8 protein-coding genes and 1 pseudogene are annotated in these 10,248 nt (G+C 35.1%); all 9 read left to right on the top strand.

Translation table 11 applies throughout. The features are described from left to right. Positions 1–524: pseudogene (locus HMPREF1865_RS09410) on the top strand (glycosyl transferase family 2); the annotation flags it as partial. A gap of 15 nt (positions 525–539) precedes the next feature. Further along, a complete protein-coding gene (locus HMPREF1865_RS06285) occupies positions 540–1,298 on the top strand; it encodes a glycosyltransferase family 2 protein (protein WP_060919569.1) in 759 nt (252 codons plus the stop codon). A 13-nt stretch (positions 1,299–1,311) separates the two neighbouring features. Next, the gene (locus HMPREF1865_RS06280) at positions 1,312–2,250 is read left to right on the top strand and encodes a VirK/YbjX family protein (protein ID WP_060919568.1); all 939 of its coding nucleotides are present in this window, start codon (positions 1,312–1,314) and stop codon (positions 2,248–2,250) included. Between the two features lie 9 nt (positions 2,251–2,259). Beyond that, entirely contained in the window at positions 2,260–3,480 is a 1,221-nt protein-coding gene (locus HMPREF1865_RS06275; RefSeq protein WP_060919567.1) for a glycosyltransferase, read from the top strand. A 46-nt stretch (positions 3,481–3,526) separates the two neighbouring features. Further along, positions 3,527–4,705: an O-antigen ligase family protein gene (locus HMPREF1865_RS06270; protein ID WP_060919566.1), complete on the top strand. Its 1,179-nt coding sequence runs from the start codon at positions 3,527–3,529 to the stop codon at positions 4,703–4,705. 240 nt (positions 4,706–4,945) lie between these two features. After that, on the top strand, positions 4,946–6,385 hold the full coding sequence (locus tag HMPREF1865_RS06265) for a sugar transferase (protein WP_060919565.1): 1,440 nt from the start codon (positions 4,946–4,948) through the stop codon (positions 6,383–6,385). 19 nt (positions 6,386–6,404) lie between these two features. Further along, entirely contained in the window at positions 6,405–7,454 is a 1,050-nt protein-coding gene (locus HMPREF1865_RS06260) for a glycosyltransferase family 9 protein (protein ID WP_060919564.1), read from the top strand. A 17-nt stretch (positions 7,455–7,471) separates the two neighbouring features. After that, on the top strand, positions 7,472–8,788 hold the full coding sequence (locus HMPREF1865_RS06255) for an O-antigen polymerase (RefSeq protein ID WP_060919563.1): 1,317 nt from the start codon (positions 7,472–7,474) through the stop codon (positions 8,786–8,788). A gap of 15 nt (positions 8,789–8,803) precedes the next feature. Further along, the gene (wzx, locus tag HMPREF1865_RS06250) at positions 8,804–10,204 is read left to right on the top strand and encodes an O-unit flippase-like protein (RefSeq protein ID WP_060919562.1); all 1,401 of its coding nucleotides are present in this window, start codon (positions 8,804–8,806) and stop codon (positions 10,202–10,204) included. The last annotated feature ends 44 nt before the right edge of the window (positions 10,205–10,248 follow it).

The raw sequence follows: 10,248 nt of genomic DNA, 5'->3' as shown, positions 1-10,248 counted from the left end.
ATGATTGCTTTGTTTCTCTATGGAGTCAATTATATAAACGCAGTGCTATCGATGATGTGCGGTTTCCTGTAGGTCGAAAATTTGAAGATACAGCTGTATCTTATCTATTTATCGCCAATACAAAACGGGTAGGTCATATTAATCGTTGTTATTATTACTATCGACTTAATCCTAATTCAACGACTCAAACCTCTTTTGATGCTAAATCTCGATGGGATTTTGTGCTTGGTTACGAGGAACGTTTGCAATACGCTATAGATCATCAATTACCATATGTTGATGATTGCAATAGTTTATTGATGAAAGCCGTATTATCCTGTTTAACGGCTTACTATGCGAAGCCAATGGGTAATCAGGTGTATTATGATAAATGTAAAAAAATGATTGAAACTTATCGTAATGACGCATCCTACAAACTATTAAATTCTAAATATAAGCTTTTTTTATGGTCTTTTGGTCGTGCCGATTGGATTCATAAAATAGGGGCTCGTTTATCGTATTTAGCAAAACAAGTACGTTCGTAAGTGAAAGGTAAATCTATGGCAACTGTATCTGTAATAATCTTAGCGAGAAATGAAGAACACAATATTCATGACTGCATTGAGTCTGTGCAGTTTGCCGATGAAGTTTTAGTTATCGATGATTTCAGCACCGATGATACCGTAAAAATCGCCGAAGAAATGGGTGCTCGTGTTGTGCAACACGCCATGAATGGCGATTGGGGTGCACAACAAACCTTTGGCATTGAACAAGCGAAATCCGATTGGATCTTATTTCTTGATGCGGATGAGCGCATTTCTGAGCCTCTAGCAAAAGAGATTCAAGGGATTATTGTAAACGAACCAAATAAAGCATACTGGATTCAACGGCGTAATAAATTCCATCATAATAAGGCTACTCACGGTGTATTACGCCCTGACTATGTACTTCGCCTTATGCCTAAAGAGGGCAGCTATGTAGAAGGCTACGTGCATCCGGCCATAATTACGCCGTATCCAACAGAAAAATTACAACATCCCATGTACCATTACACCTACGATAATTGGCATCAATATTTCAATAAATTCAACAACTATACCACATTATCTGCGGAAAAATATCGGGATAATGGTAAAAGCTGTTCTTTTATCAAGGATATAATTTTGCGCCCTACCTGGGCTTTCATCAAGGTGTACTTTTTACAAGGTGGTATTCTCGATGGGAAGATGGGCTTTATTTTGTCCGTTAATCACTACTTTTACACGATGACTAAATACGTGAAGTTTTACTATTTACTAAAATCCAAGGGAAAATTGTAATAGAGGAAGCATTATGTTAGGCAATTTTGGAAAACATTGGCACATAGGCCGTACTATATATGGTAAGCGCACATGGCGTGAAACGAGACGCACCTTCTTACATACAATGCGCTCTTGTCGTCATGACTCAACAGTTACGGCATTTGAAAACTTCTTTAAGTCCTATACGGCAGATCCAAAGCTGTTGCAAAAACATCCCAGTCTCTATGAATTGATGAGCCGTATGTTTTTGATTAAAAATTCTACACCTCAGTGGCGCTTGGAAGCCCTCCGTCAGCATTTCACCATCTTACAAGAGGTGTTTACGGATGAAGCGATTCAGCTCATGTATGTAGACGAAGCAGAGTTTGATTATTTCGATAAAAAACGAGGTATTACCCTTTGGAGTTCTGATGAACTCGATATGTCTGCTCATCTCTATTACGAGCCAGGACAACGTAAGGAAGGCTTCTTGACGATTATGCTCTTGCTCGAAGATAAAGGTGTGTATCATGCAAATATTCGCTTTGCTAAGGGCCCTAATGGAGAGAGAACTCTTGTTATCGGTACGATTCAAGGTTATAAAGATGGACTTGAGCGAGCTAAGAAGATTACGAAAAAGATGTATGGTTACCGTCCTAAGAACTTCATTACCTTCTTGATTCGTGAAATTGGTCGTGCTGCGCAAGTAGAATCCATACTTGCCGTATCTGATGAAGGCTTCTATGCAAATTCACATATGGTGCGCGGTAATAAAGCAAAGGTGGCCATATTAGATACTTTGTGGGAGGATATTGGGGGTACCGTATTGGAATCTGATCCAAATTACTTCACCATTCCACTTGAAGAAGAACGCAAACTTATGGAAGAGATTAAATCACAAAAACGTAGCCAATATCGCAATCGCTATGCTCTTTTAGATGAGTATGAAGCTATGATTCAAGAAAACATAAAACCGTACGTAAAGGCCTAGAGGTGTGCTATGCGCGTAGCAATTTTAGAAAGTATTGTCATGCCTGCTGGTCATGAGGTGGAGTTTGATCGCATCCTCATCAATGAACTGAAGCGTCAAGGTCATGAGCCAGTACTATTCGTACCGCAAAACTTTCCATTTAAAGTAGATTATAGAGTAGATATAGTGTACTTAGAAGGGGGAGAAGTAGTGACTTATGCGGGGGCGTCTAAATGGAAGAAGCCATTTTTATCCATTTTGCGAGAACGCCGTCGCCGCAGTTGGTTCACATCAGCAGCAGAAAAAATTAAAGAACATAATATAGATGCTTTGATCATTCCCACAGGGACATACCGTTATATTAAAGCTTTGTTAGACACGCCGTTAAAGGATAGTAAGGCGGCAGTACATGTTATCTTCCATGGCATTGGGAAGGGCGAGATGGATCGCTTTATTAAGCAAGCCCATCGAGCTAATGCGTATAAAAAAATATATCTCGATGTTATCTCTTTGCGCGATGATATGTTGCGCCCTAATCTACCAAGAGTCCGTAAAATTTTGCCTCCTGTGTTCTTGCCATCGAGTGAATTGAATGGAGAACAAGGAAATTGTGCTACACAAGGCAATGCTAGTATACAAGACAAAAAAGATGCGAACTCTACAACTTGTATAGGTACTAATTTGGAAACTCCTATATCAACGAATAAACCGATAAAATTAGGCTTCTTTGGTCAGTTTAGAAAAGAAAAAAATATTGAGCGCTTTATAGATGCCTTTGTATCGCTTAATTATGATGACTCGGTACAACTCGTCGTTCAAGGGGCAACGGTAAAGCCTGAAGATGGGGCTTTATTTGAGTCTATCATCAAGAAATATAGCCAGTATAGTAATATTAAATTCATCCATGCCAGTCTGATTGGGAAAGACTGGGATACAGCTTTATTGAGTGTAGATGCTCTATTATTGCCGTATGGGGCTGAACGATATCGGTATCACTGGGCAGCTATGCTGTTTACTGCTATTGGCTTTCACAAACCTGTTCTTATATCTCCAGAAATTAATCCCGAGGTATTAGAACAGTATTCTATTGGGGAATTTTTAAATTTAGATGATGTAAACACCATCAGACAGGGGATTCAAACGTTTGTAAAGAATTTACAGCATCATAAAGAGCAATATAATCAGGGTTTAATGAATGCAAATGAGGACTACAGTCATCGTGCATTAATTCAATCCATCATACATGTATAAGGGGTACTATGTAAGGTTTGTAGTTTATATGTAAGGGAGAATGAACATGGGGGTATTATCAAGTGTAAGATTAGAGTCGTGGATTGCCATTATGATTACGTTGATGGCATGCTTTACAAGGCTATCCATGGCAGCTGGTCAAGTATTTTATGTTATTGCCATTTTGTTAAGTATTTTCTATATTTGGAAACATAGGCATGACCTATATGTTCCGTCCTATGTTAAAAAATATAGTAAAACGTTTGCTCTAATGTTTTTATTGTTATTGCCTTCTGCAGTACTAACGAACAATATAGCTGTAGGATTACCTGAATTTATCAATGTTTGGCTGTGGCGGATTCCTGTATTTTTCGTTATCGCCCTGTGTATTCGTGATAAGAAAATATTATTTACGATGCTTGCCGTATTCTTTCTAGATTTTGGTATCGATAATTTAGTAGCCTTTTATCAACATGTTTCTGGAATGACTGATAGAGGGTGGGGATTTGGTAGTAGTGTGTTGACCATATCGGGCCTTATGGTTATGCTAGTACCTATTTTCTGCGTCATTTTATTAGATTCAGCCTTTCCTAGCTATGTGAAAGCATCTGCTCTATGGGCACTGGGTTGTGTTGGTTTTGGTATGTATGGCAATCAAAGTAGAGGTTCTTGGCTCTTTAATATGATTATGGTACCTATCGTATCCCTGCCGTATTTGATAAAGCGTTTTGTCTATGTAATAGCAGTTCTTGCTACATTAGGTGGAGTTGTATGGGGATTTAGTACACAGCCACATTATGTGGCTAGATTTGAATCCATTACCAATACGACTACAGATGGTTCCAACTTAGGTCGTTTTGATGTGTGGACATCGTCAATCAATATGTTTAAAGACCATCCTGTGACAGGTGTAGGTATAGGACAATGGCGTACTATATATGAAGCATCTTATCGATTGCCAACAGAAAATCAACATTTATATCATGCTCATAATAACTTTATTCAACTTCTTGGTGAGGTAGGCCTGTTAGGTCTATTAGGGGTTCTCATCTTTTATGGATCTATTATTGTTGATAATTTTGTGGTTTGGGTTAAGCAACGAGATCCTTATAGTCTTTGCGCTATGATTGCTGTTATTTGTTATGTATTTGTATTTGGCCAAGTGGAGTATACTTTAGATAATTCGTCCGGAATACGTATTATGTATTTTATGTTAGCTACAATGCTTCAATTAAGGGATAATTGATAATCATATAGCTGTATTGAAAAGCATTTAACTATCATTTAATAGACAATTTAGTAGGATTCAAATAGACTTAAATAATAAATAACTACATAAAAGATAGGTGAAATCTATGTTTTACATATTTAAATATGATACAATATATGTAAATATTGGTACATTGTATTCGTATGATAGAGAGGTTGTTTTCTTAATATTTTGAGATTGAGAAAACAACCTTTTCTTATAATTTGGGGTATTAGTATGAATAGTTCTATCTGTAATAACAATAATAAAAAGTTATTTATCAGTAAGCTCATAGTGCTTATAGCAGATTATATTGCTATTGTTTTGGGGACATTAGCAGCCTATTATTTGCGTTTAAACTTATCAATTTTACTGGTAAGTTCAAATTTTAAGGTAGAAGAAATTTACGTATATGGTGTTGTGCCTATCGTATTTTTAACTATATTATTGCTTAATAATGCTTATTCTGTGATAACACCTTATTGGGATACGATGAAAAATTTGTTTCGCAGCATTACCATAGGGGTTGTCGTATCGATTGTTCTAATGTACACGGGCCATGTAATTAATGATGTGTCTCGTCTATTTGTTGCTTTTGCTTATATATGTATGCTCGTATTTATCTTTAGCGAGCGTTTTATTGTAGGAAAAATACTTTCAAAAGCAGGGTATTTAACGATTCCAATCCTTCTTGTTGGGGCGGGTAAGACTGCAGAACTTGTAAAGAGAGCTTTAGATCGCATGCCGATTACTACCTATAAGATTATTGGTTATGTAGATGATAATCCTAAATCATCATCCATCGCCAAAAAATATCCATGCCTTGGGGCCTTTAAAGATGTAGAAAGCGTTATTAAAGATACAGGTGTTCAAACAGTACTGATTTGTGCGCCCGGACTTGAGCCAAAAAAATTGGTTTCTTTAATAAATCAATTACAATTGTTAGTAAAACGGGTGGCCTTTGTTCCTGAATTATTTGGTTTACCTACAAGTAATATTACAGCACGTGGCATGATGGAAGAGCAGGCGGTAGTATTGCGTGTACAAAATAATCTAGCTCGCAAGTCTAATCGTATTATCAAACGTATGTTTGATATTGTGGTTACTATATGTGGTGGTTTTTTTATATTACCATTTATGCTATTCATAGCTGTTATTATTTATTTAGATTCAGAAGGACCTATTATATATAAACAAAAACGAATAGGACAGAATGGAAAAGAGTTTAATTTTTATAAGTTTAGGTCTATGGTTAAAAATGCAGATACCATACTTGAAGAATACTTAAATACTTATGAGAGTGAAAAGATAGAATGGCAAAAGAATTTTAAATTAAAGAATGATCCTCGAGTTACTAAGATAGGTAGAATAATCCGAAAAACAAGTATTGATGAACTACCCCAACTATGGAATGTATTGATTGGGGATATGAGTCTAGTTGGACCTAGACCATTATTACCCAATGAAGTAGAACGATATAACAGCTATATTGAGGATTATAAGTTAGTATTACCAGGGCTCACCGGTGTATGGCAAGTAAGTGGTCGTAGTGATACAACATTTGAACAACGAGCGATAATGGATTCTTGGTATATTCATAATTGGTCCATATGGATTGATATTGTGTATTTGTTGAAAACCGTCTTGGCGGTTGTGAAGTCAAAAGGTGCTTATTAAATAATATATAGGAATTAGTATGAATACATATCTTATTTACATTGCTCCAGGTATTGGTGATTTTATTATTGCCATGCCGCTCATTCAGAGTATTAAATCGCAAGATCCAACAGCAGTCATTGATATGTTTACATGTAGTGATAAAAGACGTATAGGTCTAAACAAAAAGATGGTGGAGTTACAAGGGGATATTCGTCATTGTTACTACTACACTAAGAATGAACCATTTCATTCCTTAATGTTTTTGTTGAAAGTTGGTTATCATAGTTACGATTATGGTATTGTACTTGAGCATTTTAGTTCTAAGTATATGTCATCATGGCCGAGTAAGATAATAAATTTTTGTTGTAAAACTACTATAGGTGCGCATAATCCATATAATGGTGCTACCTATGAAAAATCTATAAATCGTCCAGATAGTTATTATATATATGACTTAGAAAATGATATATTGAAACAGTTAGGTTTTGAACCAACTGTTATGCAGCGTGAAGCATATTCTGTTGATAAGAACCCTGAATTAAAACCAATCATAATCAATCATCCATCTATCGTTTTTTGTATAGGCTCAGGTCATGTAGCGAATGAAAAATTACACGATCCTTATGCATTAAGTCTTAAGTCATGGCCGACTAAGAATTGGGTAGAACTTGGAAATAAACTAGTTCAACGGGGGTATGAGGTTATCTTTATTGGTGGCTCAATGGAACAAGGGATGATTGAACCTTATCATGATGAATTAGATTCACGTATTGTTAGTTTTATAGGAAAACACTCTATTAAAGAGAGTTTTCAAGTGGTACGAGAAGCAGATCTTGTTGTCGGTGTAGATACAGGGCTTATTCATGCAGCCGCTACACAAGGAACTGCTACGTTAACACTTTTTGGGTGTACGGATCCAATTATTTTAAAGCCATTCGGCCCATATAGTAAGATTATTCATCATGCCATAGAATGTTCACCATGTTTAGGATATGATCAATCCTATACATGTACTAATAATAAATGCATGCAGGGAATCTCAGTAGCGGTTGTATTAGATTCTATATTACATATTTTTGAGAGATAGAGAGATAGGAAGAATAAATGGATTGTTATTTATTATTACTAGTATCGTATGTAATATTTGTAGTATTAGGCTATAAGAAGTTTAAATTGCCTATCATATCCCCTACAATGATTACATTGGTATCTTTAACGATTGTTATTGCTTTGGGATACTGGTATAGATATGAAATGGGAACAGACCTTTACTTCTATACCTTTATAGTAATCGCTCTTGGTGGAGGGGCTATTTTAGGCACTGGTTATGGTGTGCAAAGATGGGCTAAAATTAATTGGGGAGACCCAACATTTATTGAGAATAATTTTGACAGTAATCGCTATCCTTTAGTAGGGATAGTAAATCTTCCTGTACGATATAAATACATATCTATGTATATGATATTTTTTATTTTATTTTCTTTATTCTGTGTATTCATTAATACGACTGGTGATAGTGATGTTAGTCGTATGACTCAATATAGAGATATTATTTTATATCCTCAATTACATCCTAATGATACACGATTTATATTTATTAACTCTCAATTTTATAAGATTGCATGGGCCATAACATATGTGTCGGCTTATGTAGCTATATATAATGGCGTTATTTTAAATAAGCCTATTTTTAAAGGAACGGGTCTTCTTACAATAGTTATTTTTTTCTGTATTGGTAGTTCTATTGCTATGGGTGCACGCCAACCAGCTATTGAAATATTTATCTTCATGATTTTGACGTATTTATTTCTCCTAGTTAAAGAGCAATATTTTGATCAAGTTAAAAGATTTTTATTTAAACTCATTCCTATTACTATAATTAGCCCATTTTTATATATTCTTTATGGTATATTAGTAGGTCGTCATGATGGTAATAATGTAACATTGCAACGGGTTACTGAATTATTAGCTGGTGGTATTTATGCGTTGAATATTCATATATGGGAGCCAGCACGCACTACTTATTTCGGACAATCTAGTTTTGCAGATGTATATGATAAATTGATTAATTTTGGCTTGTTACCAGAATCAGCACGAATGGCTTATCATGAATTTGATAAATTTGGCAATACATTATCTTTATTCGGGCGTTGGTATGAAGATTTCGGTATTTTGGGTGTTATTATTATGAGTATTATAGTGACTGCATTATTTTCATTAGCCTATGAATACTTACAACGTCGCTCTAATGACGATATTTGGACTCATGTTTGGACAGCTATTTTTCTTACTGAACTAGTATCACTTGTATGGGCAGGCTATGATGATCGTATCCGTGCATTATTAGCATTTTATCAATTTGTTATTGTTGGTTTAATAGGTCTATTTATTTACGTAGGTTATCGAGTAAAGATAAAGTAACCAAAGAGGTAGATTATGAATATTTCCATCAAAAAAAGAGATGTTTTATGGTCTTATGGAAGTATGGCTCTTACGATGGCAGTAAATCTCTTATTATTGCCACTTTATATCTATTTCTTTACACCTGATATGGTGGGACTATGGTATGTATTTATTAGTATAGGATCTATTGCCTTATTATTTGATTTTGGTTTTTCCATTACCTTTGCTCGTAATATAACGTATTGTTGGAGTGGTGCTCAAGAACTTAAAGCAAAGCATGTTGCTTTTTCTGAATCAAAAGAAGTTAACTTTTCTTTATTAAAAGCGGTCCTTAAAGCTTGTCAATCGATTTATGCTATCTTAGGTGGTAGTGCTTTAGTCTTAATGTATACTTTAGGAATGTATTATATAGGTAGCTTAGTTAGTCCGAGTTCTCGCTGGGAAGCCTATATCGCATGGGCAGCGTATGGGTTTGGAATTTTTTTAAATCTTTATTACAGCTACTATATCTCATTTCTTCGAGGTGTAGGTGCTATTACATTGGCTAATAAAAGTATTGTTTATGCTCGTTTATTGCAAATGGTATTTACGATTATTTTACTTTTATTGGGCTTTGGTATTATTGGGGCGAGTATAGGTTACCTTATATATGGTCTTGGATTTAAACTCTTTGGGCACAGATTTTTTTATAAATATGAGCATATTGGCGAGAAATTGAGATTTGCTACAAATCTTGTTGCTACATCTACAGCAGATATATTCCGAACTATTTGGTACAATGCGTGGCGAGATGGGATTGTATCTATATCTAATTATATATCAACTCAAGCAACTATTATTATTTCATCATTCTATTTAAGTTTGGCACAAACTGGTATGTATTCCATTGCTATTCAACTGACTACTGCAGTAGCTGTTGTTGCTAGTACACTATATAATACATACCAACCGGCCTTTCAAAATGCATACATCACTAAGGATCAGCTTCGTTTAAGAGAATTATTTTCTTTTTCGGTGACGTTATTTATTGTGATTTACTGGGTTGGTATATTTGGTTTATGGCTTGTTGGGCTGCCACTATTAAATATGATTAAGTCTAATTTTGTTATTTCTGACACAGTTCTTTGGGGTGCAAGTATTATGCAATTTGTTATTTACTATCGGAACTGTTATACATCTTATTTCTCCTGTACTAATCGTATTATCTATGTAAAAAGCTTCATTCTATCTTCTGCAATGGGTCTTGTGCTATCTCTTGTATTTATGGAACTTTTCGATCTTGGTATTTTGGGGTTACTTGGTGGGATAATTTTATCTCAATTGATGTATAACAGTTGGTACTGGCTCTACAAGACGCATAAGGAAATGGAGATGAGTTGGATAGAATCTATTGTGAAAGGTATTGACAGTGTTTTAGGTAGAATTAAGGAATAATTATATTGACTAATTATTTTGTATGATTATTTTTTCTATTTAGA

It is taken from the genome of Veillonella parvula (assembly GCF_001553335.1).
Classification (GTDB): Bacteria; Bacillota; Negativicutes; order Veillonellales; family Veillonellaceae; genus Veillonella; species Veillonella parvula_S.
This window is presented reverse-complemented; position numbering and strand designations above follow the sequence as displayed.

What these genes read in the sequence shown, in the direction of transcription:
- HMPREF1865_RS06285 (WP_060919569.1), top strand. Translation starts at nt 540, where the DNA reads ATGGCAACTGTATCTGTAATAATCTTAGCGAGAAATGAAGAACACAAT.
- HMPREF1865_RS06280 (WP_060919568.1), top strand. Translation starts at nt 1,312, where the DNA reads ATGTTAGGCAATTTTGGAAAACATTGGCACATAGGCCGTACTATATAT.
- HMPREF1865_RS06275 (WP_060919567.1), top strand. Translation starts at nt 2,260, where the DNA reads ATGCGCGTAGCAATTTTAGAAAGTATTGTCATGCCTGCTGGTCATGAG.
- HMPREF1865_RS06270 (WP_060919566.1), top strand. Translation starts at nt 3,527, where the DNA reads ATGGGGGTATTATCAAGTGTAAGATTAGAGTCGTGGATTGCCATTATG.
- HMPREF1865_RS06265 (WP_060919565.1), top strand. Translation starts at nt 4,946, where the DNA reads ATGAATAGTTCTATCTGTAATAACAATAATAAAAAGTTATTTATCAGT.
- HMPREF1865_RS06260 (WP_060919564.1), top strand. Translation starts at nt 6,405, where the DNA reads ATGAATACATATCTTATTTACATTGCTCCAGGTATTGGTGATTTTATT.
- HMPREF1865_RS06255 (WP_060919563.1), top strand. Translation starts at nt 7,472, where the DNA reads ATGGATTGTTATTTATTATTACTAGTATCGTATGTAATATTTGTAGTA.
- wzx (WP_060919562.1), top strand. Translation starts at nt 8,804, where the DNA reads ATGAATATTTCCATCAAAAAAAGAGATGTTTTATGGTCTTATGGAAGT.